The 24,086-nt window shown below is 64.6% G+C and carries 23 protein-coding genes; 14 read left to right on the top strand and 9 right to left on the bottom strand.

The genetic code is table 11. The annotated features are described in order from the left end of the window. Positions 1–197 precede the first annotated feature (197 nt). A complete protein-coding gene (locus tag CH286_RS11285) occupies positions 198–944 on the bottom strand; it encodes a 3-hydroxybutyrate dehydrogenase (protein WP_037154653.1) in 747 nt (248 codons plus the stop codon). Continuing rightward, complete coding sequence (locus CH286_RS11280; protein WP_032404528.1) at positions 941–2,359, bottom strand: MFS transporter; 1,419 nt, start codon at positions 2,357–2,359, stop codon at positions 941–943. The genes CH286_RS11285 and CH286_RS11280 overlap by 4 nt, the downstream gene beginning before the upstream one ends. A 139-nt stretch (positions 2,360–2,498) precedes the next feature. Here CH286_RS11280 and CH286_RS11275 point away from each other — a divergent pair, with 139 nt between their 5' ends. The 7 genes from CH286_RS11275 (at position 2,499) to CH286_RS11245 (ending at position 11,592) form a co-directional block, all read left to right on the top strand. Then, positions 2,499–3,407 (top strand): LysR family transcriptional regulator, encoded by a 909-nt coding sequence (locus CH286_RS11275; RefSeq protein ID WP_094609263.1) that lies wholly within the window; start codon positions 2,499–2,501, stop codon positions 3,405–3,407. Positions 3,408–3,713: 306 nt separating this feature from the next. Continuing rightward, positions 3,714–3,812 (top strand): K(+)-transporting ATPase subunit F, encoded by a 99-nt coding sequence (kdpF, locus tag CH286_RS11270; RefSeq protein ID WP_080734555.1) that lies wholly within the window; start codon positions 3,714–3,716, stop codon positions 3,810–3,812. A gap of 4 nt (positions 3,813–3,816) precedes the next feature. Next, positions 3,817–5,589 (top strand): potassium-transporting ATPase subunit KdpA, encoded by a 1,773-nt coding sequence (gene kdpA / locus CH286_RS11265; RefSeq protein ID WP_037154654.1) that lies wholly within the window; start codon positions 3,817–3,819, stop codon positions 5,587–5,589. Continuing rightward, the gene (kdpB, locus tag CH286_RS11260; protein WP_037154655.1) at positions 5,586–7,682 is read left to right on the top strand and encodes a potassium-transporting ATPase subunit KdpB; all 2,097 of its coding nucleotides are present in this window, start codon (positions 5,586–5,588) and stop codon (positions 7,680–7,682) included. The genes kdpA and kdpB overlap by 4 nt, the downstream gene beginning before the upstream one ends. Position 7,683: 1 nt before the next feature. Continuing rightward, entirely contained in the window at positions 7,684–8,322 is a 639-nt protein-coding gene (locus CH286_RS11255) for a potassium-transporting ATPase subunit C (RefSeq protein ID WP_037154657.1), read from the top strand. 32 nt (positions 8,323–8,354) lie between these two features. After that, positions 8,355–10,901, top strand: coding sequence for a sensor histidine kinase (locus CH286_RS11250; protein ID WP_052058852.1), 2,547 nt, complete (start codon positions 8,355–8,357; stop codon positions 10,899–10,901). Further along, entirely contained in the window at positions 10,894–11,592 is a 699-nt protein-coding gene (locus tag CH286_RS11245; protein ID WP_037154659.1) for a response regulator, read from the top strand. Before CH286_RS11250 ends, CH286_RS11245 begins: the two co-directional genes overlap by 8 nt. Here CH286_RS11245 and CH286_RS11240 read toward each other — a convergent pair. After that, the gene (locus CH286_RS11240) at positions 11,555–12,775 is read right to left on the bottom strand and encodes a diaminopimelate decarboxylase (protein WP_141215834.1); all 1,221 of its coding nucleotides are present in this window, start codon (positions 12,773–12,775) and stop codon (positions 11,555–11,557) included. The two genes, CH286_RS11245 and CH286_RS11240, sit on opposite strands and share 38 nt — an antisense overlap. A 234-nt stretch (positions 12,776–13,009) precedes the next feature. Between CH286_RS11240 and CH286_RS11235 the strand changes: the two genes are divergently transcribed. Continuing rightward, positions 13,010–13,693: a hypothetical protein gene (locus CH286_RS11235; protein ID WP_052058756.1), complete on the top strand. Its 684-nt coding sequence runs from the start codon at positions 13,010–13,012 to the stop codon at positions 13,691–13,693. 64 nt (positions 13,694–13,757) lie between these two features. Next, entirely contained in the window at positions 13,758–14,480 is a 723-nt protein-coding gene (locus tag CH286_RS11230) for a mycothiol-dependent nitroreductase Rv2466c family protein (RefSeq protein ID WP_037154663.1), read from the top strand. 13 nt (positions 14,481–14,493) lie between these two features. On the opposite strand, the gene CH286_RS11225 is transcribed toward CH286_RS11230, so the two are convergent. The 4 genes from CH286_RS11225 to CH286_RS11210 all read right to left on the bottom strand — a co-directional run bounded on the left by CH286_RS11225 (position 14,494) and on the right by CH286_RS11210 (position 17,297). After that, positions 14,494–15,111 (bottom strand): dihydrofolate reductase family protein, encoded by a 618-nt coding sequence (locus CH286_RS11225; protein ID WP_037154665.1) that lies wholly within the window; start codon positions 15,109–15,111, stop codon positions 14,494–14,496. A gap of 44 nt (positions 15,112–15,155) precedes the next feature. After that, positions 15,156–16,022 (bottom strand): alpha/beta fold hydrolase, encoded by an 867-nt coding sequence (locus tag CH286_RS11220; RefSeq protein WP_037154667.1) that lies wholly within the window; start codon positions 16,020–16,022, stop codon positions 15,156–15,158. A gap of 47 nt (positions 16,023–16,069) precedes the next feature. After that, positions 16,070–16,531, bottom strand: coding sequence for an NAD(+)--rifampin ADP-ribosyltransferase (gene arr / locus CH286_RS11215; RefSeq protein ID WP_037155889.1), 462 nt, complete (start codon positions 16,529–16,531; stop codon positions 16,070–16,072). Between the two features lie 115 nt (positions 16,532–16,646). Further along, positions 16,647–17,297 carry a class I SAM-dependent methyltransferase gene (locus CH286_RS11210; protein WP_094609248.1) on the bottom strand — a complete coding sequence of 217 codons (651 nt, stop codon included), beginning with the start codon at positions 17,295–17,297 and terminating at the stop codon, positions 16,647–16,649. Positions 17,298–17,333: 36 nt separating this feature from the next. Here CH286_RS11210 and CH286_RS11205 point away from each other — a divergent pair, with 36 nt between their 5' ends. Beyond that, positions 17,334–18,800 carry a dihydrolipoyl dehydrogenase family protein gene (locus tag CH286_RS11205; RefSeq protein ID WP_094609247.1) on the top strand — a complete coding sequence of 489 codons (1,467 nt, stop codon included), beginning with the start codon at positions 17,334–17,336 and terminating at the stop codon, positions 18,798–18,800. On the opposite strand, the gene CH286_RS11200 is transcribed toward CH286_RS11205, so the two are convergent. Continuing rightward, positions 18,772–19,383 carry a CDP-alcohol phosphatidyltransferase family protein gene (locus CH286_RS11200; protein WP_037154673.1) on the bottom strand — a complete coding sequence of 204 codons (612 nt, stop codon included), beginning with the start codon at positions 19,381–19,383 and terminating at the stop codon, positions 18,772–18,774. The genes CH286_RS11205 and CH286_RS11200 overlap by 29 nt on opposite strands. Then, the gene (locus tag CH286_RS11195; protein ID WP_230592586.1) at positions 19,380–20,048 is read right to left on the bottom strand and encodes a TVP38/TMEM64 family protein; all 669 of its coding nucleotides are present in this window, start codon (positions 20,046–20,048) and stop codon (positions 19,380–19,382) included. Before CH286_RS11195 ends, CH286_RS11200 begins: the two co-directional genes overlap by 4 nt. 143 nt (positions 20,049–20,191) lie before the next feature. Here CH286_RS11195 and CH286_RS11190 point away from each other — a divergent pair, with 143 nt between their 5' ends. From CH286_RS11190 to CH286_RS11175, 4 genes are read left to right on the top strand one after another with little or no spacing between them, the layout of a single operon-like run. After that, positions 20,192–21,427 carry an ABC transporter substrate-binding protein gene (locus CH286_RS11190; RefSeq protein ID WP_207309263.1) on the top strand — a complete coding sequence of 412 codons (1,236 nt, stop codon included), beginning with the start codon at positions 20,192–20,194 and terminating at the stop codon, positions 21,425–21,427. Then, on the top strand, positions 21,424–22,263 hold the full coding sequence (locus CH286_RS11185) for an ABC transporter permease (RefSeq protein ID WP_052058758.1): 840 nt from the start codon (positions 21,424–21,426) through the stop codon (positions 22,261–22,263). The genes CH286_RS11190 and CH286_RS11185 overlap by 4 nt, the downstream gene beginning before the upstream one ends. Continuing rightward, entirely contained in the window at positions 22,260–23,033 is a 774-nt protein-coding gene (locus CH286_RS11180; RefSeq protein WP_037154675.1) for an ABC transporter permease, read from the top strand. Before CH286_RS11185 ends, CH286_RS11180 begins: the two co-directional genes overlap by 4 nt. Continuing rightward, on the top strand, positions 23,030–24,064 hold the full coding sequence (locus tag CH286_RS11175) for an ABC transporter ATP-binding protein (RefSeq protein ID WP_094609246.1): 1,035 nt from the start codon (positions 23,030–23,032) through the stop codon (positions 24,062–24,064). The genes CH286_RS11180 and CH286_RS11175 overlap by 4 nt, the downstream gene beginning before the upstream one ends. The last annotated feature ends 22 nt before the right edge of the window (positions 24,065–24,086 follow it).

Here is a 24,086-nt window from a genome sequence, read left to right as displayed (position 1 = left end):
ACGCCTCGACGGCCTGAGCCCGGTGCGATACCGAGCTCAGGCCCTCGCCGCCTAGGCTTTGCATTGAGCAGTCCAACCCACGGGGTCCAGTGCAATGCAGTGGTCCATTCACGCGACTGCCGGTATTGCGTCAATGGACCCTTGCACCGGTCAGACGTATGCAGTGGTCCATTGACGCGGAACGGGCGGCACCGAAGCTATCGAGCCGACCAACCACCGTCCATGGTGTACGACGCTCCGGTGACCATGCCCGCGTTCTCGGAGGTCAACCACCCCACCAGTGAGGCGACTTCGGCGGGTTCGACGAGTCGCTTGATGGCAGCCTCCGTCAGCAGCACCTTTTCGAGTACTTCGTTCTCGGGAATCCCATGTGCCTTGGCCTGGTCTGCGATCTGCTTCTCGACCAATGGCGTTCGTACGTATCCCGGGTTGACGCAGTTGCTCGTCACTCCGTGGGCTGCGCCTTCGAGGGCCGTCACTTTCGACAGTCCTTCGAGTGCATGTTTGGCGGTGACGTAGGCGACCTTGAATTCCGAGGCCCGCAGTCCGTGCACCGACGACAGGTTGATCACGCGACCGAACCCGCGAGAGTACATGTGCGGCAACGCAGCCCGAACCAAAAGGAACGGAGCCTCGACCATCAGCGTTTGGATTTTGCGGAACGCGCCCGGGTCGAAGTCGACTATCGGTGCGACGGTTTGGATACCCGCGTTGTTGACCAAGATGTCGATGTCCAAGCGAAGATCGTCGAGCGCGGTGGTGTCGAGCAGATCCACCGACCACACCTCACCGCCGATCTCCGACGCCAATTCCTTTGCGGCAACGTCGTTCACATCGGCGAGGGTGACGCGTGCACCGCGGCCGGCGAGCTCTCGCGCACACGCAGCCCCGATCCCGGACGCTCCCCCGGTGACGAGGGCGGAGCGTCCGGTCAGATCGGTCATCGCTGCGCGTTCTGATCGAGCAGGCCGGCCTTGGCCAACTCGGCCTCGGTGGCCAGGTTCTTGGCGTCGGCGATGTCGATGCTCTCGAGCGCCAATCCCTTGGTCTCCCTGGCGACGACGACGGCAACCACGGTGATGGCGCAGGCAACGGCCAGGTACACCGCGATCGGCACGGACGAGCCGTAGATGTCGAGCAGCTTGACCGCGATGATCGGGGCCAGCGAACCGGCGACGATCGAGGTGACCTGGTAGCCGAGCGACACTCCGGAGTAGCGCATCCGCGTCGGGAACATCTCGGCCATGATGGCCGGCTGCGTGGCGTACATGAAGGCGTGGAACATCAGGCCGATGATGATGGCCAGCAAGATGACGACGTTGTGGCCGCTGTTCATCATGGGGAACGCAAAGAAGCCCCAGGTGGCCGCAGTGAGCGCGCCGGCGAAGTACACCGGACGACGACCGATGCGGTCGGCGAGCCTGCCCACCAACGGAATTGTGCAGAAATGGATCGCGTGGGCGATGAGCATCCACCACAGGATCGTGCTGGTGTCGGTACCCACCTCGACCTTGAGGTACGTGATGGAGAAGGTGACGACGAGGTAGTACATGACGTTCTCACCGAAGCGCAGGCCCATAGCGGTGAATACGCCACGCGGGTAGCGCTTCACGACCTCGAAGACGCCGTACGACGCAGCCTTGATGACCTCGGCCTGCTTGTGCGCCTCGAGGAAGATCGGGGCGTCGGAGACCTTGGTGCGGATGTAGTAGCCGACGAAGACGATGACGGCGGAGAGCCAGAACGCGACGCGCCAGCCCCAGCTGAGGAAGGCCTCGTCGGACAGGGTGGTCGTCAGGACGAGCAGTGCGACGGTGGCGAGCAGGTTGCCTGCCGGTACGCCTGCCTGCGGCCAGCTGGCCCAGAATCCGCGAGACTTGTTCGGACTGTGTTCTGCGACAAGGAGAACCGCACCTCCCCATTCGCCGCCGACGGCGAAGCCCTGGATGAATCGCAGGGTCACCAGTAATGCCGGTGCCCAGTAGCCGATCGCCTCGAAGGTCGGCAGGCAGCCCATGAGGAACGTGGCTCCGCCGACGAGGACGAGGCTGAACTGCAGCAACTTCTTTCGGCCGTACTTGTCGCCGTAGTGGCCGAAGACGATGCCGCCCAACGGCCTGGCGACGAAACCGACGGCGTAGGTGACGAAGGCAGCGAGGATGGCGTCGAGCTCGCTGGTTCCGGCGGCGAAGAAGATCTTGCTGAACACCAGCGTTGCGGCGGTGCCGTAGAGGAAGAACTCGTACCACTCGACGATGGTGCCTGCCATCGACGCTCCGACGACCTTCTTCAGGCCTGCGGGGGTGGCATCGGGATCCGGTGGTTCGGGTCGTTCGGTCAGCGGCTGATCGACGCTCATATCTTCTCCTGTGTTGCTCGGCACTGCGTGCTCGTATCTGTGACAGACCACACATGTAGCGGGGTTGCTCTGAGTATTGGTGCAGATGTTTCTGGGCGCAAGAGCCATGAACGCAGGTGGGATCTGCAAAACTGCACACATGACACGCGGTGGCGCGAAGATCCCCAGTGCAGATGACCTGCTGGTGCTGCTCGCCGTGAGTCGAACCGGTCGTTACAGCTCCGCAGCCGACGACCTGGGCATCAACCACACGACCATTTCCCGACGCATCGCCGCACTCGAGGACACGCTCGGCGGCCGGGTCCTCACCCGTGGTGCCGGCGGCTGGGAGCTGACGCAGCTGGGCCACGGGGCGCTGGCCGCCGCCGAGGCCGTCGAGGATGCGCTGCGCACCCTCGTCTCGAGCGATGCAGGCGCGCTGGAAGGTGTGGTCCGTATTTCGGCGACCGACGGATTCAGTGCCTACATCGCAGCCCCGGCCGCGGCGCGGGTGCAGCGCGCTCATCCGCGGGTGTCCGTGGAAATCGTCGCGGTCACCCGGCGCGCGTCGCAGCAACGATCCGGACTGGACATCGAGATCGTCGTCGGACAACCGCAGGTGCATCGCGCGGAGGCCATCCGGCTCGGGGACTACCTACTCGGCCTCTACGCCTCCGAGACGTATCTGAACGAACACGGGACGCCACAGGTGCCGGCCGACCTCTCCGCACACCCGTTCATCTATTTCATCGACTCGATGCTCCACGTCGACGACCTCGATCTGGCCCCCAACTTCACCCCGACGATGCGCGAATCGGTCACTTCCACCAACGTGTTCGTTCACGTCGAAGCCACCAGAGCATCAGCGGGCATCGGACTGCTGCCGTGCTTCATGGCAGACCGTCACCCCGACCTCCACCGAATCCTGCCCGACGCCATCGCCGTGAAACTGACCTACTGGCTCGTCACCCGCACCGAAACACTGCGACGACCGGAGGTCTCAGCAGTGGTCGACGCGATCCGCGCGGTCGTCACCGAGCAGCGCTCGGCTCTGTTGGGAGAGAGCTGACAGATGGCCGCGTCATATTTGTGTCATGACTGAATTCGCAGGCGTAAAGGATCCGTAAGGATCGTCTTCGGGCCAGTTTCGACGGCGTAAACATATCGGTGACCGGAGGGTCATAAGCCCTCCGACCAGCGCTGATGAAGCGTTGGACCGCCAGCGCTGAAGATGCGTTGGACCGCACTATGTCGAAGAGGCTTGAACGTTCATGGCTGATTTGGGTTATCTCCTCGTCACGGCCGCGGGGTTCGGTGTTTGTGCACTGATCCTGCGGGCGTTGGCGACCACTGCCACTACGAAGGCGAAGGCGAAATGACGCTCGACGGAACCATCAACGTCGTACTCGTGGTGATCGCCGCCGCGGTGGTCATCTATCTGTTCGTGGCACTGCTCGACCCGGAGAGGTTCTGAGAACATGACCGCAGCTCTGGCAGCATCGCTCCAGATCCTCGTGGTCGTCGTCGTGCTGGCGATCGCGTACGTACCTCTCGGTGACTACATGGCGAAAGTCTTTGCCACCGAACATGATGTCGATACAACAGCAGAGAGCCTCGGCGCCGCAGGCAGTACAGCCACCCTGCAGCGCACCCGCGGCGGCACAACCGTGTGGGCAGATCTTCGTGTCGAAAAGCTGATCTACCGCCTCTGCCGAATCGACCCACGCTCCCAGCAGACCTGGGTCGGATACGCGCTCTCGCTGCTTGGTTTCTCCGCTGCGAGCGTCCTCTTTCTCTATGTGCTGCAACGAGTTCAGGGTGTTCTCCCACTGAACGGAGGACTGCCGGGAGTGAGCCCGTCGGTCGCGTTCAACACCGCGATCTCCTTCGTCTCGAACACCAACTGGCAGTCGTATACACCCGAGACGACGATGTCGAACCTGACGCAGCCGCTTGGCTTGGCAGTGCAGAACTTCGTTTCTGCCGCAGTCGGCCTCGCTGTCGCCATCGCCGTCATCCGAGGGTTCGTGCGCGTGCGGACCGGCGGCGAGATCGGAAACTTCTGGGTCGACCTGGTCCGCGGAATCCTCCGTATCCTGCTACCTCTGTCGTTCGTCATCGCACTGATCATGCTGAGCCAGGGCGTCATTCAGTCGTTCAACACAGGTTTCGCCTCGACGGGACTCGACGGGTCGTCGGTCTCGAACGCTTTGGCTCCTGTCGCATCGCAGGAAGCGATCAAGGAACTGGGCACCAACGGTGGCGGAATCCTCGCCGCTAACTCCGCGCACCCGTTCGAGAACCCGACCCCCTTGACCAACGTCGTGCAGATCATCTCGATCCTGCTCATCCCGGTCGCACTGACTCGCACCTTCGGCACGATGGTCGGCGACCGTCGTCAGGGCCTGACCCTGCTCGCGGTCATGACGGCACTGTTCGCAGCCCTCCTCACGGTCACTGCCGTCGCAGAATCCGGAGCTCGCGGCGTCGCCGCACAGGCGGCAGGTTCGATGATGGAAGGCAAGGAAGTTCGATTCGGCATTCCCGGATCGACTCTCTTCGCCGTCGCGACTACGGGAACTTCCACCGGCGCAGTCAATTCCGCGCACGACAGCATGTCCCCACTCGGCGGAGGAGCCGTCCTGCTCAACATGCTCTTCGGCGAAATCGCTCCCGGTGGTGTCGGAACCGGTCTGTACGGACTGCTCGTGCTCGCGATCATCGCGGTGTTCGTGGGTGGACTCCTCGTCGGCCGTACGCCCGAATACCTCGGCAAGAAGATCGGGCAGCGCCAGATCACCCTCGCCGCACTGTCGGTACTGGTGATGCCCGCATTGGTCCTGATCGGCACCTCGATCACCGTGATCCTGTCCTCCACCACCGGATTCCAGGGCAACTCGGGTGACCCGGGTACGCCAGGGTCGATTCACGGATTCACCGAGGTCCTCTACGCCTACGCCTCCGCCTCGAACAACAACGGCAGCGCGTTCGGCGGGTTGACCGTCACCAGCGACTGGTTCCAGACCTCACTGGGCATCGCGATGCTGCTCGGCCGCTTCCTTCCGATCATCTTCGTACTGGCACTGGCAGGTTCGCTCGCCACATCCAAACGCACCGCTCCGAACCCGGGCACTCTTCCCACGACCGGACCGCTGTTCACCGGACTGGTACTCGGAACCGCCGTTCTCGTCGCGGCACTGACCTTCTTCCCGGCCCTGTCTTTGGGCCCGATCGCAGAGGCACTGCAATGACCGTCACCTCATCCCGCCTCGTCGACGACGAATCCGACGTCGACGACTCCCCCACCCCGGTCCGATCCGGCTACTTCAGCCCTCGGCAGATGTGGACGTCACTGCCGTCCGCGTTCGCCAAACTCGACCCACGGCATCTTGCCCGCAACCCGGTCATGTTCGTCGTGCTCATCGGCTCCGTCGTCACCACCGTGCTCGCGGTACTCGATCCTTCGGTCTTCTCCTGGCTCGTAGCGGCGTGGCTGTGGTTCACGTTGTTGTTCGCCAACCTTGCCGAGTCCGTGGCCGAGGGCCGTGGCAAGGCCCAGGCTGCGAGCCTGCGTGCGGTCAAGCGAGACACGGTCGCGCGCCGTCGGACATCGAACGGGACCATCGAAGAGGTTCCCGGAACCGAATTGAAGGTCGGTGACGAGGTCGTCGTCTCCGCCGGTGAGATCATTCCGGGAGACGGCGATGTCATCGAAGGCATTGCGAGCGTGGATGAATCGGCCATCACCGGTGAATCTGCCCCGGTCGTCCGCGAATCCGGCGGTGACCGTTCGGCAGTGACCGGCGGCACCGGAGTGCTCTCCGACGAGATCGTCGTGCGTATCACCGCCGCTCAGGGCGAGACCTTCGTCGACCGAATGATTGCCCTCGTCGAGGGTGCATCGCGCCAGAAGACCCCGAACGAGATCGCGCTGAACATCCTGTTGGCTTCGCTGACGATCATCTTCATGCTGGCGGTCGTAGCGATCGGACCGATGGGCGCGTACGGCGGCGAAGAGCAGGACCCGATCAAGCTGATCGCGCTACTGGTGTGCCTGATTCCGACCACCATCGGAGCGTTGTTGTCCGCCATCGGAATTGCCGGTATGGACCGACTGGTTCAGCGCAACGTCCTGGCGATGTCTGGCCGCGCCGTCGAGGCGGCGGGCGACATCGACACGCTCCTGATGGACAAGACCGGCACGATCACCTTCGGCAACCGTCGTGCCACCGGGCTTCATCCCGCACCCGGCACGACGGCAGGCGAACTCGCCGCAGCAGCACGGTTGTCCTCCCTCGCCGACGGCACACCCGAAGGCCGCAGCATCGTCGATCTGTGCGGAGTCGAATACTCGTTGCCCCTGCACGCCACGGACACCGAGAAGACCGGCGAGTTCGTCGCCTTCACCGCCCAAACCCGCATGAGCGGAATCGATCTCGACGGCACCCAGGTTCGTAAGGGTGCCTCCGATTCGGTGCTGGCATGGGTCCGCAGCAACGGCGGTCCCTCGATCGCCCTGGAGATCGACGACATCTCGAACAGCATCGCCGAAATGGGCGGCACACCATTGGTGGTCGCCACTGCGCCCCAGGGCGGTCCCGCGCGCGCACTGGGTGTCATCGAACTCTCCGACGTCGTCAAACCCCACATCGCGGAGCGATTCGCTCAGTTGCGGGCCATGGGCATCAGGACCGTCATGGTCACCGGTGACAATCCGCGGACCGCGAAAGCCATTGCAGCCGAGGCAGGTGTCGACGACTTCCTGGCCGAGGCCACACCCGAGGACAAGCTTGCGTTGATCCGCAAGGAGCAGGAAGGCGGCCGACTGGTCGCGATGACGGGCGACGGCACCAACGACGCCCCCGCTCTGGCGCAGGCCGATGTCGGTGTCGCAATGAACACCGGCACGTCGGCCGCAAAAGAGGCCGGCAACATGGTGGATCTCGATTCCGATCCGACCAAGTTGATCGAGGTCGTCGAGATCGGTAAGCAGTTGTTGATCACCCGCGGAGCGTTGACGACGTTCTCGCTCGCCAACGACCTCGCGAAGTACTTCGCGATTCTGCCGGCGATGTTCAGCGTCGTCTACCCACAACTCGACGGCCTCAACATCATGCGGCTCGCCACTCCCGAATCGGCGATCCTGTCCGCGGTCATCTTCAACGCTCTTGTGATCATCGGGCTGATTCCGTTGGCGCTGAAAGGTGTTCGTTACGTCCCGTCGAGCGCTTCGACACTGCTGCGCCGCAATCTGCTGCTCTACGGAGTGGGCGGCGTCATCACCCCGTTCATCGGGATCTGGCTCATCGACCTCGTCGTTCGTTTCATCCCAGGGATAGGCTGACATGCGTTTCGTACAGAGATTTCTCGGTCAGATCGTGGCAGGACTGTCGGTGCTGCTGGCGCTGACGGTCATCGTCGGTATCGGGTATCCAGCGGCGGTATGGGCGGTGAGCCGTATCGGATCCAGCTCTGCCGAGGGGTCGCCGCTGCGTGACGCGAACGGGTGCGTCGTCGGTAGCAGTCTGATCGGGGTCGACCCGCAGGTCGAAGCGGGAGCGCCGGATCCGTTCTTCCACAACCGAGTTACCGGATCCATCTCCGACGAGGATGCCTTTGCCGCGAGCGACCCGGCCGCGTCGTTGCCGACCAACCAGGGCCCCAGTAGCGAAGCACTGGCGGCATTCATCGAGGAACGTCGTGCCGCCATCGCCGAGCGTGAAGGCGTCGACCCGGCCGCTGTGCCGGTCGACGCGGTCACCGGATCCGGCTCGGGTATCGATCCCGATATCAGCCCCGCCTACGCGGCGATCCAGATCCCACGCGTCGCGCAGGTCAACAACATGAGCGTCGACGCGGTGACGGCTCTGGTGGCCGAACACACCGACGGCAGGCAGCTCGGGTTCCTCGGCAACGAGACAGTGAACGTGCCGGAGCTCAATGTTGCTCTGGGACTGACGGCACCGGGGTGCGGAACGAGCTGAACCTCGACGGTCCAGGGCAGCAGGTAGACGACATGGGAAAAAAGACCGGCAAGCGGGGGTCCGGCGGACTCGATCGCGGTGAACTCCGCATCTATCTCGGGGCCGCGCCGGGGGTCGGTAAGACCTTCGCGATGCTCGGTGAAGCGCACCGCAGGCAAGAACGAGGATGCGACGTGGTCGCGGGCGTGGTGGAAACCCACGGCCGCGCCCGCACCGCCGCACTACTGGACGGCATCGAACTGATTCCTCCGCGGATAGTCCACTACCGCGGATCGATCGCTCAGGAACTCGATGTCGCAGCGATCATCGAGCGGGAACCTTCGCTGGTGCTCGTCGACGAACTCGCCCACACCAACACCCCGGGTAGCGCCCACGAGAAGCGCTGGCAGGACGTCGAGGAATTGCTGGCAGCGGGAATCGATGTGGTCTCGACCCTGAATGTGCAGCATCTGGAGAGTCTCAACGATGTTGTCGAGCAGATCACCGGTGTACCGCAACGAGAAACCGTCCCGGATTCGGTGGTTCGGGCAGCGGAACAGATCGAATTGGTAGACGTGGCTCCAGAAGCGCTGCGCCGCAGACTCTCCCACGGCAATATCTACGCAGCCGAGAAGGTCGACGCAGCGCTGAGCAACTATTTCCGGCAAGGCAATCTGACTGCCCTACGCGAACTGTCGTTGTTGTGGATCGCCGATCAGGTCGACGCTGCGTTGGCGAAATACCGCAGTACACATGACATCACCGACACGTGGGAGGCACGTGAGCGTGTTGTCGTCTCGGTGACCGGTGGACCGGAGTCCGAGACCCTGTTGCGTCGCGCAAGCCGGATCGCCTCGCGGTCCAGCGCGGAATTGATGGTGCTGCACGTCATCCGCGGTGACGGCCTCACCGGCGTCTCGGCACCGCAGATGGGGAAGGTCCGCGTACTCGCAGCGAGTCTCGGCGCAAGCATGCACAGTGTCGTCGGTGACGACGTGCCGACCACGCTGCTCGACTTCGCACGGGGGGCCAACGCGACCCAGCTCGTCATCGGAACCTCGCGGCGGTCTCGCTGGGCCCGAATACTGGACGAGGGCATCGGCGCTGCGGTCATTCAGAACTCGGGCAAGATCGATGTGCACATGGTCACCCACAACCAGATCAGTCGAGGTTTTCGGCTCGGCCGGCTGATTCCGCCCAACCCGAAGCATCGACGAATTCTGTCCTGGGTTGCCGCCGTGGTCGTACCCGTTGTCTCGGCCCTGGCGATGCTGCTGGTGGATCCGTATCTGGATCTCGGCGGCGAGAGCGCCCTGTTCTTCATGGTCGTACTCGGCGTTGCGCTCCTGGGCGGCGTTGCACCCGCGGCACTGTCGGCGTTAATCGCAGGACTGTTGCTCAATTATTTCTTCGCCGATCCGCGGTACAGCTTCACCATCGCCGAACCCGACAACTTCGTCACCACCGTGGTGCTGCTCATCATGGCGGTGGCAGTGGCATTTCTCGTCGACGCGGCTGCCCGACGCACCCGCGAAGCTCGGCGAGCGTCACAGGAAGCCGAGCTCCTGACACTGTTCGCCGGAACGGTGCTGCGCGGCGGCGACATTCGAACGCTGTTGGAACGAGTCCGCGAGACGTACTCCCAGCGCGCGGTCTCGATCATCAGAGGTGCTGGTGTAGTCGTCGAATCGGTCGGTGATTCTCCACCCGCCGTGCCCGATGACGCCGACACCGCAATCGACACCCCCGACGGTTCCTTCACGTTGCTCCTGTCCGGTACCAAGACCGGTGCGCACGATCGACGTGTGCTCAGCGCAGTAGCCAACCAGGCAATGGGTCTGATCCGGCAGACCGAACTCGCCCAAGAGGCGAGCACCGCCGCAGGACTGAAGGAAGTCGACCGTCTTCGGCGGGCACTGCTCTCTGCGGTCAGCCACGACTTACGAACACCGCTCGCCGCGGTCAAGGCTGCGGTATCTAGTCTGCGCGCGACCGATGTGGAATTCTCTGCCGAGGACACCGCTGAACTGTTGGCGACCATCGAGGAATCGACCGACCAGCTGACGGGTCTAGTTGGGAATCTGCTCGATTCATCGCGGTTGGCCGCGGGGGTCATTCAGCCGAGCCGGTCCATCGTGTACGTCGAGGACGCGGTGGACGCAGCGCTCGTCGGAACGCACACCGGTCGCGAACTCGTCATCGTCGATGTCGACGACGTCGCCGTCTCCGCCGACGCGGGTCTGCTCGAGCGCGTGCTGGCGAATCTGATCGACAATGCGCTGCGACACGCACCCGGATCGCCGGTGCGGGTCGGGGCCGCCTATATCGGCGACCGAGCGGTGATCACCGTTGCCGACAGCGGCCCTGGGATCGCTCCCGGAAGCGAAGAGGCCGTCTTCGAGTCCTTCCAACGATCGGGCGACCGCGACAACACCACGGGCGTCGGGCTCGGACTCTCCGTTGTGCGTGGGTTCGTCGAAGCCATGGGAGGCTCGGTGACGGTGTCCGATACTGCAGGTGGTGGTGTGACCATGACCGTCGAATTGTCCCGAGCGGAATCGACTGCCAGAGTCGACTTCTTCGAGCAGACCCATGGGTGAATCCCGTTCCGCGATCAAGGTTCTGGTTGTCGACGACGAGCCGCAGATCGTGCGCGCACTGCGCATCAACCTCACCGCCCGCGGGTACCACGTCGTCACCTCGGCCACAGGTACCGGCGCGCTACGCGCAATTGCGTCCGAGCACCCCGATGTCGTGATCCTCGACCTCGGACTGCCCGATATCGGCGGCCTGGACGTGCTCGCCGGTGTGCGAGGATGGAGCGAGATTCCGGTGATCGTGCTGTCCGCGCGCACCGACAGCGGCGACAAGATCGAAGCCCTCGACGCCGGTGCCGACGACTACATCACCAAACCGTTCGGGATGGACGAATTTCTGGCCCGGCTGCGCGTTGCCGTCCGAAGACGAGCCATCAGAACGTCCCCTACGGACCCGCTCGTGACCACCTCGTCTTTCACGATCGATCTGGCCTCCAAGAGGGTGACCAGGGACGGGGAGATCGTGCATCTCACGCGCACCGAATGGGGAGTCCTCGAGATGCTGGCCCGCAATGCAGGCAAGCTGGTGGGGCAGAAAGAACTACTCCGAACTGTCTGGGGCCCAGGGCACGATCACGGCTCCAATTATCTGAGGATCTACATGTCTCAACTTCGGCGCAAGCTGGAAGTCGACCCGGGCAAGCCTCGGCATCTCATCACCGAGACGGGAATGGGTTACCGACTCGTGGAATGAACCGGACCGGAGAAGGCATCTCGGGGAGCAGATCCAGATGGTGGGCTTGTCCGTCGGACAGTGTCAGGACGCTCGGGCAGTCTCCCGGACCGTCGGCGATCGCGAGAACGTCACCGACCCGAACATCCGCCGGGAGCGACACTGTCGAGTCGATCACGCACCGACGCAAAGGATCACTGCCGTCGGCGAGTACGAACAATTCGTCGCCGGCCTGGCTGTGACGGTTGGCGATGACCGCCGCGGCCGGACCGGCCGGGGCGCAACCGGTTCCACCGTCCACCACCACGACGGCTCGTTGCGAATCCGTCCGGTCGATCGACCGGACACGGCACACCGTCACCATGGACGCGTCGGTGATCGACTCCCCGGTCTCGACGGCAAGCTGCGGACGCGGAAAGCGATGCCGAATGCAGCCTTCGTCGACGGCGTCTTCGACGACGTCGGACAGGAGCGCAGTATCGAGTCCCGTCCGAGAATCGATCCGTAGATGGAGCCGATTGCCGATCACACCGTGATCTCGGTAGGCCTGAGCCATCACCCCGAGAGACTCGACGATCCGTGCGAACACCCCGTCGAGAGTGGACGCGCTGCATTCCACACCGTCGAATTCCGTTGCGGGGCAGTCGACAACCTGAGCGATGACGTTCTCCGCGTATTCACGATTGCCATCGGTGCTGACCAGAGTCGACTGTGCGGGGGCTACGGTACGGTCCGCATCCGAAATCCGGTGAAGACCTGCGGCGACGACGATTCGGCCCACTCGCTCACCCGCCGGGAGTGACAGCAGGAGATCTGCAGCCTGCGCGCTCTGCGCTCGGCCGACGATATGGGAGGGATCGACACCGAGCTGCCGGGCGGATGACAACGCTGCCATCGAGTCGACGACCAGCGTCAAGTGCTGCTCCCCTATCCAGCGCGCCACAACCGGGGCCAGCACACTGCTTGGCCTGTAGAGCATTTCGGCTGTGAACGACCCGAGCGCGATGCGATTGCACCTACCGCGCAGGCTGGTTTCGTCGATCACGCACACCGGCGTCGAGTAACGATCGGCGATGTCATCGAGGAACATTCCTGCCACCGTCACTCGACCGTGTCGATAGTGCGTCGTACTCTGCCACACGGCGTGATCCAACCGCGACGACAGTGCACCTCTGAGCGACGGCAGATAATCCAACAATGTCATCGAACACATCTCCTCGTCGATACTGGACCGAGTGCGGGCCTCCAGTCGATCATCGTCCCGAATCGAGGCGAACAGCTCTGCCTTGACGGGAAATTGACGCTGCGGACAACGACCTTGACGCCGCGGTAACAGATGCGCCTCGACCATCTGCACCCCGTAAGAATCTCGGTACGTCGCGTCAAAACTCCGTCAACGAACTGCCCGAGCGGTTCGTGCGGGCGTATATCTGAGTGCATGACACTCTCGCTCGAAGCGACCGATCACTCGACACAACTGCACAATTCGATCCACCTCATGCGTCGGGTCATGCCAGGGGTCGGTTTCGGTATCCGCGCGGCCGAGCTCGGCGACCGAGCTCTCGCCACCTGGGTACGGAACTCCGGTGTCACCGTCCTCGCGCACGATGACGACGAGCTCGATCGTGTGCAGCTCAGCGGGATTCGACCGACCCAAATAGTGTTTCGATGCGGAGCCGGCACCGACGGTATCCGCAGTGCCGTGCACCGCGGGGTGTTCCGTTTCGTCGTCGGCACGGAGCCGCAGATCGCTCGATTGACAGAGTGCGCGCAACGAACGAAATATGTCTACCTCGACAGCGATGCGCCGGCAGCACTCTGCGGTCACCGAGTGGAGGTGGTCGGCCTCCACAGCGACGTCAGCAACTCCGGCGACGCGGACGAGTGGGCCTCGGCGGCCGAAAAACTGCTGCGCCGAGCATCCGAGTCCACGACGTGCGGATCGCCGGTGCACCGGATCATTCTGAGCGGCGGATCGACCGAGGAGTGGATGACCTGTTCCGCCCCGTACCTGACGTCCGTCGTGCGCTCTGTGGACGCTGCACTGGATGAGGGGTGCACCCGATGGAATCTGCCACGGCCTGCCGTCTCGGTGATACCGGCGCAGGCGGCGGCCCACTGATGCTCCGGGAGGCGTATACCGTCGAGTCGACAGAACTTCCGTCCCGAGAAGGAGCGTCCACTCGATGGCCGATATCGATTTCTACTTCGATCCGGTGTGCCCGTTCGCCTGGATGACCAGCAAGTGGGTCCGCAAGGTCCAGGCCCAGCGCGAGTACACCGTCGACTGGCGGTTCATCTCGCTGCGCCTGCTCAATTCGCACATCGACTACGACGCGCACTTCCCACCCGAGTACGAGGCCGGCCACACCGCGGGTCTCCGACTGTTGCGGGCCGCCGCCTCTGTTCGTCGTGAGCATGGGTCGGACGCTGTCGGGCCGCTGTATCAGGCCCTAGGAACCCACATCTTCGACACCGAGATGGTGCCCGACGACGCTGCGAGCCACGGCCATCGAGGCACCGCCACATTCCTCGGGCCGATCCTCGAAGAACTTGGTCTGCCCACCCATCACACTGCAGCGCTGGACGATTCGTCACTGGACGACGAGATCCGGGCCGAAACCGATCATGCCCTCTCGCTCACCGGCAAGGACGTCGGCACACCCATCATTGCGTTCGAGCCGCCGGACGGCGTCGCCTTCTTCGGTCCGGTGATCAGCCGACTCCCCAGCGATGAGGAAGCAGTAGCACTGTGGGACAACGTGATCGGACTCGCTCGATTCCCCGGCTTCGCCGAGATGAAGCGCAGTCTGCGCGAGCTCCCCCAGCTGAAGGCGCTGGGCGTTCAGGAGGACGATGCGGGCGTGCAACAGGACTGGCACGCCGGTAGCCGACGACAGAAGAAGTGATGTGCCGGCCGGATCAGCCGCCTCGCACGTCGTCCATGTTGCCGACGTCCGGGGTTCCGGCGTCGAGGCCGTAACGCAGGTAGACGGTGCCCTTCCCGCCGACGGCCGGAGGCTCGAGCAGCGTCAGGTTGCTGGGCACGGTGCCGTCGGCAAACACTCTTTTTCCCGCCCCGAGAACGATGGGATGCACCCATAGATCGAGTCGATCGAAGAGCTTCTCGCGCAACAGAGTCTGAACCAGATCGAGACTTCCGACGACCTTGATGTGGTCGTGCCTCTCTCGGATCTCACGCACGGCATCGACCAGATCCGGTCCGAGTTGGGTCGAACCGTCCCACCGCAGATCGGGTGTGCCACGCGAGGCCACGTATTTGGGGATCGCGTTGAACAACGTGGCAAACGAATCGTTTTGGTTCGGCCAGTACGCAGCGAAGATGTCGTAGGTGCGTCGACCGAGCAGGAGCGCATCCGTGCCCTCGTATGCGGCGACAACTTGCGCCCCGGAGACCTGGTCGAGCAGAGGAACCTGCCAGCCACCGTAGGGGAAATTCTCTGGATCTTCTTCGGGGCTTCCGGGTGATTGTGCGACGAGGTCGAGGGTGGCGAAAAGCTCCAAGGTGATGAGGCCCATGATTACTCCTGGTTCGGTGGGGATTTCTTTGTGACGAAACCTTTTCAGCCCAATACTTTCCGCAAGCTCTCGGCAAATTCTGTCGGCTTTCCGGTCTGACCGAATTCTCCGCCGAGGAATCCCGAGTGGCCGCCGGGAAAAACGATCGGCTCCGATCCGAGCAGCGCCGCAGTCGAATACGCTGCGCGAGCTGCCATGTGACCGTCCTCGGGACCGCCGGATTCTTCCCCTACGCCGATCACCACAGTGGTGGGTGCTGCACGTAACGCATCGACGTCCGGTGCAAAGTCCACTCCGCCCCCGCGCATGTTGGACATCAGCGCATCGTCGCGGGTTCCGTCGTCCTCGGCCGAGAGACCGAACTGCGCCGGGTCCGGTGCCGGGCGATCGAAGTAGGTGTCGTCGATGGGTCCCGCGTGCATGAGCAGAGACATGAATTCGGCCATTGCCGGCCCGCGGCCGTGAGCGTCGTAGGTGGCCACCATGTTCGCGCACACTGTCGCGATGTTCTCGCGGTCCGGCAAAGCGCCTCCGGCGGGTGGTTCGTGGGCAACCAACGTCCGAACATCGGACGGGTACTTGCTGACGAGCACCAGCGCATTGACCGCACCCCCGCTCGAGGCGAACACATCGACAGGCCCGTGGCCGACGGCGGTGAGCACTGCATGCAGGTCGTCGGCATGTTCGCCGAAGGTGACCGCGGCGGTCGTGTCGTCACGTCGACTACGTCCCACATTTCTCGGGTCGTACGTGACGACCACCCGGTCGCCGAAGTGCGATGCCAACGTGCCGAACCCACCCGCATCCATCGGCGAGCCGATGAGCAACAGGGGTGTGACCCCGGGCTCGAGCTCGCCGATCACGTCATAGGTCAAGGTCGCACCGGGAACGGAAACTGTCTGTGTCGTCATGCTCGTGTGGACCTCGGTCCGAGCGAAAACTCACCGGACGGTGTCGCCTAGTCGTAGAGAACCGCCGTGCCCGTCTGTCTCAACTTCTCGAGACCGTCTCGGAAACGCTGCAGGTATTCGGGCGAATGTCCGACCCAGTCGGTCGTCTCCTCGACTATGCGCACCGGTTCTGCGCTGCGATACGAGTGCGTCGGGTTGCCGGGAAACCTCTTGTCCGTCACGTTCGGGTCGTCCTCCACACTGCCGGTCGGCTCCACGATGTAGACCCGCGGATCCCCAACGCCGACGGCCATCTCCGCCGCGAGCACAGCACCGTCCAGCACCTTGGTCATGTAGATGTAGTTCGAGATGTGCTCGGGGCGGTAGTTCGACCGATACCCGGGGACCAAGAACTCACCGGCCTCGAGATCGGCCTTGGTGCCATGAAAGTAACTCTGGTCGCTCCGCAGGCTGCGCTCCTGGCAAGCACCGGATTCGTGGACGCGAAATCGCTCCGGTGTGTCAGCCATGTCTGCCATAGAAAACTCCTCCGTGTCGGTAGCCGGAAGAGTGTGCACGCCCGACGGGGTCTTGCCGCAAGCCCCCACCCCGGCGATACACTGAAGGCAACGCAGGCCAGTTCGTTTATGGATTCCGCTCTGCCAGGCGAGGGCTCACAGTCCCGACTCGAACCTGGATGTGGCCTCCGCGGACAGTGCGAGTCGACAGATCCCGCAGCAGTGGCGTCATCGCCGTCCACGGATGAGCGTCGATATCCGACCCACCGAGTCGACACGCAAGCTTCGCCAGCGGGGTCCACACCGCCGCCCGGCCCACGGGCCGCTGCATGTCGACGACAGCCACGACGCCGCCCACTCGCGTAGCCGCGATCATCGTATCGAGGGCCGTCCGCCACGGCGTCATCAGCGAGAGCGCGTAGGTGCTCAGAGCCGCATCGAACGGGGCCTGTTCCCCCAGATCCGCCGACGTCAGGGCGGTGGCGTCGGCCGCGATGAGCGTGACGTTGGTCCAGCCGGCCCGGTCGGCTCGCCGTCGGGCCTGTTCGAGCATCTGCGGGCTGGCGTCGACCCCGGTGATCGAACCGGTCGGGCCGATCATCCGCTGCAACCCGGCGAAGTTCAGCCCCGTTCCGCAGCCGAGATCCAGAACATGGCTTCCAGCAGGCAGATTCAGCAACTCGAACGCCGCCTCTCGCCCGGCGCGATACACCGGCCATTCGAAGGAGATCACGTCGTACAGGCGCGCCGAGAAGGTGTACTTGGTCGGTCGTCTCATCTCGGGTCTCTCCAAGGCGCGGGCATAGTGGGGGGTATGGGAATCCGTCATTCGTCTTCGAGTGTGCCCGAGAACCGCGCCGACGTGGTTGTGGTGGGCGGCGGTACCGCCGGCATCGTGGCCGCGAAGACCGCGGCCGGCTTCGGCATTCGCGTCGTATTGATCGAGCGGGACCGCACCGGCGGCGACTGCCTGTGGACCGGATGCGTACCGTCCAAAGCACTGCTCGCGGCGGCTTCGGTGGCACAGACGGTTCGATCCGCGTCCCGGTTCGGCATCGTCACCCAGCCACCGATTGTGGATTTCGCGCTCGTGATGCAGCACGTGCACGGTGCGATTGCCGAGATCGCGCCGATCGATTCATCGGAGGCCCTCACCGAGGCCGGGGTACATGTGATCCACGGCGACGCCGTATTCGCCGGGCCGAACACCGTTTCCGTCGGTACGCAGACGCTCTATTTCGGTCAGGCAATCGTGACCACCGGCGCGCATCCGACGGTGCCTGCGATCGACGGCATCGAGCACGTGGACTACCTGACCAGCGACACCCTGTGGGATCTGAAGGACGTGCCGGAGCGACTACTGATCGTCGGGGCCGGTTCGGTGGGTTGCGAAATGGCGCAGGCATTTTCGCGCCTCGGATCTGACGTCACCCTCGTCGGACGGTCAGCGACGATCCTTCCCCGCGAGCACCCTGAGGCCTCGTCGATACTGACGCAGGCCCTGACCGACGAGGGCGTGCGCGTCCTGACCTCCACCGCTGTTGTGCAGATCAGGGAGGGTTCGGCGATCACCGACACGGGCGTCGAACTCGACTTCGATCGGGTGCTTGTCGCCGCCGGGCGGACTCCACGAACCGCGTCACTCGGCTTGGACACGGCCGGTGTGGAATTGGACGACAACGGATTCGTTCAGGTCGACGAGCATCTGCGGACCACCAATCCCCGCATCTGGGCGGCCGGAGATCTCACCGGGCATCCGCAGTTCACGCACACTGCCGGCGTGCACGGCAGTCTGGCCGCGAGCAATGCAGCACTGGGCCTGAACCGAAAGGTGAGCGCGACGGGAACCCCGCGGGTGACGTTCGCCGATCCCGAGATCGCCTCGGCCGGAATCGATGTGCGGACCGCGCGGCAGCGTGGATTGCGGCTGCAGACTCTCGACCACCATCACGTCGACCGTGCCGTCACCGAAAGAGCGACGAACGGATCGACGACGCTGGTGCTCGACGCCAAGCGACGCATCGTCGGGGCCTGCGTGGTGGGACCGCGAGCGGGCGAGACGATCGGGGAGCTGATCATCGCCATCGAGCAGGGGCTGCGTACCCGCGATCTCGCCGGAGCCACGCACCCGTATCCGACGTACAACGACGGGCCGTGGAACGCGGCGATAGCAGACGTGAAGTTGCAGTTGGGTTCTCCGGTGGTTTCCCGAGCGACGGCCGCACTGGCGAAGGTGCGCGGCAGGTGGATCGTCAGGAAAGAGCGCGATACCCGGCGATGATCCGTTGGGTGGAGCTCACCGCGACCACCGCCGCCCAGACCACCGCGATCTGCCACGAAATGCCCGGCAACAGCAGCCAGAGGCAATGCACCGCAATGGTTTCGGCACCCTCGGCCAATCCTCCGAGGAAGGAGAGCGAGCGGCCGTCGTCGATGGTGCGACCGGTGCGCTCGGCAATCGAGGAGAACGCGAGAAACGCGGTGCCGTTGATGTAGTACGCCAACAGCACCAGCAGGAACGGCCACCAGGGGGCGTCGTATCCGGCGGACGCACCCACAGCGACACCCACCACCGTGGTGCCGTACACCACGAAATCGGCTGTGATGTCGAAGAATCCGCCCGCGCCGGCTGTTGTCGCCCGCCTGCGCGCCAGCGGTCCGTCCAGACCGTCGGCGATGCGGGAGACGATCCACAACGCCAACGCGAGTGGCCAAAATTGCAGGCCAGCCGCCAGTGCACTACCCAGACCCAGCACCAGTCCGGCGGCGGTGATCCGGTCGGGTGTGATCGTGGGGCGGTCGAGGGCGCGGGCACAGCGATCGAGTGGAGCTTCGAGGTGGCGGCGCAGAAAGCTGTCGATCATTCGGCAGCTCCGGTCAATCCCAGGCGGCGGGCCAAGAGGGCCGACCCGGCCGCGATGGCCAGTACCGCGAGCAGTGCGATGGCGAACGGCCACGACAACGGAGACGTTCCGTACGCACCGAGCGCGGTGTAGGCGACGGTCGCGGGCACGATGCCGATCATTGTGCCCACCACGTAGTCACGTTGCCCCACGGCACTGACTCCGGCCGCGTAGTTCACCAAGGAGAACGGTAGCGGCACCAGACGCACGAGCAGTACCGACAGCAATCCGCGTCGCCCGAGCATGGCGTCGAGCCGGCGGAGCCTGTCCCATTCGGTGCGGGCCACCTGGCCGCGTCCCAGCGCCCGCGCTCCCCAGTACCCGAGGTAGGCCCCCATCGTGGCGGCGAACACCACGACGGTTGCGCCCACCGCCAGTCCGAACAGCAGTCCCGACGCGATGGTCAAAGTGCTGGCGGGGAACGGGGTGGCCGACAGGACGGCGTAGAGCACGACGAACAGCGCGATGCCCCAGGGCCCGGCCGACGCCACTCGGTCACGGATGAACGCCGGATCGGGTAGATCGACGGTGCCGAGCACGATCACCAGAGCGATGACGACCACGGCAGCCGCGACCAATTTCAGGGTGGTGCCGCGGCGACTACGCGTCGGGCGGTCCTGCGTCACAGTGTGTGCCTCTCGTCCGGCGGTCAGGATCCATTGTGCACACGACCGGTGTGCCCGCGTGTTCAGCGGTTGTCCCATACGACCGATTACGGTGGTGAGGGCAGCGTCGACGACGGCTGCTTCGGTTGATCTGGAGGCCCACGGTGATTCGATCGGTACGGCGCGCAGTGACGATTGCGGCGAGCGCAGGGCTGCTGCTGACCGCCTGCGCAGCACCATCATCGGAGGCTCCGCGCGCCGAGGACTTGTCCTGGAGCGAGATCCAAGAGCAGGCACAGGGGCAGACGGTGTCGCTGTGGATGTACGGCGGCGACGAGCAGGGCAATGCCTATGTCGACGACGTGCTCACGCCCGCGGCGGCCGAAGCGGGCGTCACGCTGCGCCGCGTGCCGGTGGAATCGACGACCGACGCCGTCAACCGCATCCTGTCCGAGCGGCAGGCCGGGGTCACCGACGGCGAAGTGGACCTGGTGTGGGTCAACGGCGCGAACTTCGGCACCGGTAAGCAGGCCGGCGCGTGGCTGTGCGGGTGGACGCAGAATCTGCCGAACATGGAACTGACCGATCCCGAGGATCCGCTGCTGCTCGACGACTTCGGCACCCCGGTCGAGAACTGCGAATCGCCCTGGCACAAAGCTCAATTCACCCTGGTCTACAACGCGGCAGCTATCCCCGATCCGCCGACGACATTCGACGGCGTGCTCGACTGGGCCAAGGCCAACCCCGGCCGCTTCACCTACCCCGCTCCCCCGGACTTCACCGGCTCGGTGTTCGTGCGTGAGGCGTTGATCAATGCGTCCGGCGGTGTCGACGAGGTTCCCGCTCAGTTCGATCAGGACTCCTACGATCGCCTCGCCCCGGCATTGTTCGACCGATTGAACGAGCTCGCCCCGTCGCTGTGGCGCGAAGGAACGACGTATCCGCAGTCTTCTTCCGAGCTCGACGCCCTCTACGCCGGCGGCCAGGTCGACATGACCATGACGTACGGCCCCGCGACCCTCCCGAAACTCGTCGCCGACGGCACCTTCCCGCCGGAGACCCGCGTCCTGACTCTCGACGAGGGAACCGTCGGGAATGCGAGTTTCCTTGCCATTCCGTCGACGTCGGGGAAGTCGGCCGCGGCGCAGGTGGTTGCCAATCTCGCGTTGTCGCCCGAGCAACAGCTTGCAAAGGCGACGCCGGACGTGTGGGGGCAGTTCACTGCGTTGGACATCGCGCGTCTGACCCCGGAGGAGCGGGCGCAGTTCGAGCAGCTCCCGTCCTCGCCGGTGGTTCCTTCGTACGAGGTGATCTCGGCGAACGCGCACCCGGAGCTGTCCGCGGAGTGGGTCACCCCGCTCGACGAGGGATGGCGTCGAAGCGTGCTCGCCGGTCAGTGAGCGCGTCCACGAGGAGCTTTCGCGGCACAGCGGCGGTCCTCCCCGCCGTCGTCTTGGTCGTTCTCGTCGTCGGCGGCGGTCTCGGGACCGTGGTGCTGCAGAGCCTGGGCTTGATGCCGTTGGTCGGAACCCCCGAACTATCGGTCGACGCGTATTCCGCGCTGGGCGACGACCTCTGGCGCTCAGTGGGGCTGACGCTGTCGATCGCCGTCGTCTCGACGGCATTGGCCACGGTGATCGGGCTTGCCGCGGCGCTGACGGCCTTGTCGGGTGGACGGGCCGCCCTCGTCGTCGCCGGGTTGACCGTGACTGTCCCGCACCTGATCGGTGCCGCGGCGATGGCGTTGTTGCTAGCGGATTCGGGGATGCTGCCCCGCATTCTCGGCATGACCGACGGCGGCTGGCCGGAGGTGGTCGGCGGGCGGTGGTGGATCGCCGTTGTCGCCGAATATGCCTGGAAAGAATCGGCTTTCGTGGCCGTCGTCGTGGCCGGGACTCTCGCCACCCGAGTAGCTGCATTCGACGAGACGGCCGCAACCTTGGGCGCCGGCCGGTGGACTCGGCTCCGTTTGGTCACGCTGCCGTTGGCTCGGCCCGCGCTGATCGCGTCGGCGGCCATCGCGTTCGCCTACACCGTCGGATCGTACGAGGTGGCCCGCATTCTGGGTCGGCCCTATCCGGAGCCGTTGTCGGTGATGGCAATTCGCCTGTTCACCTCGATTGATCTCGAGACGCGTCCACAGGCAGCAGCTGCCGCGACGGTCGCCACCGCTCTGACGGTGGTCGTGGCCGCGGTGGCACTGCACTATCTGCGCAGATCGGCAGCGTGGAAATGAACAAGGTTGCTCCCGCTGTCGGCAGGTCCGTTCTGGTCCTGTGGTTCCTGCTGCCGCTGATTCCAGTTGTCTTGTGGGCCATCAGCAATCGATGGTCGTTTCCCGGATCGGTTCCGCAGGACTGGGGGTTCGACGGCGTTCGCAGTGCTCTCGACGCCGGTGGCGTCGATGCGTTCGTGCGGTCGACCCTGCTCGCTCTGGCCGTCGCCGCTATCGCAACTCCATTGGGCGCGTTGGCGGCTCGCGCCCTGGTGAACGGCACCGTGCGTTTCCCCGCTTTCGTGGCCGGGGTTCTCTTCGCTCCGCTGGCCCTGCCCCCGTTCGCCGTGGCGTTGGGACTCGATGTTCTGGTGCTGCGCTCCCGCATTCCGAGCACGGTGGCGGTGATCGCGTTGCTGACCGTTGCGGCCATTCCGTACACGACGTACCTGATGCGAGTGGCATTCGGCGCGTACGACATCGGTTACGAGGAGGAGGCGCGCACACTCGGTGCGTCGAATGCCATGGTGCTGCGAAGGATTCGCATTCCGCTGCTGGCTCCAGCGTTGGCGGGGGCGGCGTTGCTCGCGTTTCTCGTGGCGTGGAGCGACTACGTGATCACCCTGCTGATCGGTGGAGGCAGACTGGTCACCGTGCCCATTCTCGTCGCCTCGTTCTCCGCGGGGACCGGTAACGACTCCGTGGTGGCTGCGCTGTCGGTCGCCGCCGTGGTGCCGCCGTTGTTGCTGGTGCTCATGCTGGCCCGGCTGCGTCGTAGGAGTGCCCGATGAGCGTCGAACTGTCCGTTCACGGACTCACGAAAGTCCATGCCGGTCAATCGGTTGCGGCTCCAAATTCGTTGGATCTCACCGTGTCGCCGGGTTCGTGTACGGCGATTCTCGGACCCTCGGGCTCGGGTAAGAGTACGGCGCTGCGGCTCATCGCGGGACTGGATTCGCCCACCGCCGGCACGGTGCGCATCGACGGCCGTGAGGTGACCGACGTTGCGGCCGAAAACCGCGGGGTGGGGATGGTCTTCCAGCGTCCGATGTTGTTCCCGCACATGTCGGTACTGGACAACATCGGCTTCGCCTACCGCGCGGCCGGGGACAGTCGTAAGCGGTCGCGCGAACGTGCCCGGGAGTACCTCGACCTGGTGCATCTGGGTGATATCGGAGGACGGGCGGTCTCCGAAGTGTCGGGCGGGCAGGCCCAGCGGGTGGCGTTGGCGCGCTCACTCGCCGGCTCACCGCGAGTGTTGTTGTTGGACGAGCCGTTCAGTGCTCTGGACCCGGTGTTGCGCACCGAGATGCACGACCTGGTTCGCGAATTGCGTTCGACGTTGGATCAGACTCTGCTGCTCGTCACTCACGATCAACAGGAGGCGGCGGTGCTGGCGGATTCGGTGGCGGTGCTCATCGATGGACGGCTCGAACATCACTCCGATATCGCGACGGCCTACACACGTCCGAGCACGCTGGCGGTGTCGCGACTGATGGGTGGGATGAACGAAATCGAGGGTCGGTGGGATGGGGTTGGGGTACATCGCTCCGAGCTGGGTGAGTTGGAGGTGGACGGGGTTGCGGGGCTTCCGGCAGGGCCGGCCGTGTTGCTGCTGCGACATGAGCTGATCACTTTGGATGACAACGGAATTCGTGGAGTTGTTTCGGGTCTGCGTCCGACCGGATTTCGCAGCATCGCCGATGTCACCGTGGGCTCCACGGTTGTAAAGGTGGAGTTGGCTGCGGGATCAACGGTGCGGGTCGGGGATGCGGTGGGGTTGGAGATTCCGGGAGGGGCGAGGTCTGTTGTTGCGGGCTGAGATCGGAGATGTGGCGGTTGGC

It is taken from the genome of Rhodococcus sp. WWJCD1 (assembly GCF_002258735.1).
Classification (GTDB): domain Bacteria; phylum Actinomycetota; class Actinomycetes; order Mycobacteriales; family Mycobacteriaceae; genus Rhodococcoides.
The sequence above is the reverse complement of the archived record's forward strand: the minus strand, read 5'-3'. Positions and strand labels throughout refer to the sequence as shown.